Origin of the sequence: Micromonospora sp. LOL_023 (genome assembly GCF_048060115.1) — a bacterium.
In the GTDB taxonomy this organism is placed as follows: domain Bacteria; phylum Actinomycetota; class Actinomycetes; order Mycobacteriales; family Micromonosporaceae; genus Micromonospora_E.
The window spans coordinates 1-1,244 of the sequence record NZ_JBHMIM010000170.1 but is presented as its reverse complement, the minus strand read 5'-3'; the positions used below and the strand labels follow the sequence as shown (position 1 = coordinate 1,244).

The window sequence follows — 1,244 nt, the reverse complement described above, 5'->3', positions numbered from 1 at the left end:
CTTGGGTTCAGGGGGTCGTCGCAACACCTGAGTTGATCAAGGAGTTGCGATGGCTAAATTGCTGCCTCGGTTCCGGCGGGTCGCGTTCTGGGACGCTGTCCGGCTGGGCATGTCGAACGAGGAGGCGGGACGACACGCCGGGATCACTCATCCCACTGAGCTGCGGTGGTTCGCCGAGGCTGGTGGGGTGAAGAGCAACGCACCTGCGGCGGCGTCGGGCCGCTACCTGTCGTTCGATGAGCGGGAAGAGATCGCCCTGGCCTTGGCGCGGGGTGAGTCGAAGCGGTCGGTCGCGGCCCGGTTGGGTCGGTCGCCGTCGACGATCTGCCGTGAGGTCGCCCGCAACAGCGGCTGGCGGGGCGCGTACCGGGCCGGACGGGCCGAGGAGAAGGCGATGGAGCGGGCGAAGCGGCCGAAGGTCGCGAAGCTGGCCGCCGATGAGCGGCTGCACATGGTGGTGCAGCACTGGTTGACGTTGCGGTGGTCGCCGGAGCAGATCAGTCTGCGGCTGGTCGAGGCGTTCCCCGACGATGAGGGGATGCGGATCTCACCGGAGACGATCTACCAGTCGTTGTACGTACAGGGTCGGGGCGCGTTGCGGCGGGAGTTGGCAGCGTGTCTGCGTACGGGGCGGGCGTTGCGGCGGCCGCGGCGGCGTGAGGGTGAACGGCGGGGCCGGTTGCGGGACATGGTCAACATCCGGGACCGGCCGGCGGAGGTCGCCGACCGGGCGGTGCCCGGCCACTGGGAGGGCGACCTGATCATCGGCCGCAACGGGGCGTCGGCGATCGGCACGCTGGTGGAACGGTCGACCCGGTTCTGCATGCTGCTGCACCTGCCCGACGGACACCATCCGGTGCAGGTGCGGGACGCGTTGATCGACGCGATCGGGACCCTGCCGGAACAGTTACGCCGGTCGGTGACGTGGGACCAGGGCCGGGAGCTGGCCCGCCATGTCGAGGTGTCGATCGCTGCCGGGATCGACATCTACTTCTGCGATCCGCACTCGCCGTGGCAGCGGGGCAGCAACGAGAACACCAACGGGTTGCTGCGTCAGTACTTCCCGAAGGGCACCGACCTGTCCGTCCACAGTGCTGCACACCTTGCCGCTGTCGCCGCCGAGTTGAACGGACGCCCCCGCAAGACACTCGGTGTCCGCACACCCGCCGAGGCCCTCGCCGAGCTACTATTAGCCCCGTCAGCAGCGTAAACACCCACTGTTGCGACGACCGGTTGAATCCGCC

1 protein-coding gene is annotated in these 1,244 nt (G+C 68.6%); it reads left to right on the top strand.

From position 1 onward, the window contains the following. Positions 1-49 precede the first annotated feature (49 nt). The gene (locus tag ACFHVL_RS31295) at positions 50-1,210 is read left to right on the top strand and encodes an IS30 family transposase (RefSeq protein WP_416632231.1); all 1,161 of its coding nucleotides are present in this window, start codon (positions 50-52) and stop codon (positions 1,208-1,210) included. Positions 1,211-1,244 lie beyond the last annotated feature (34 nt).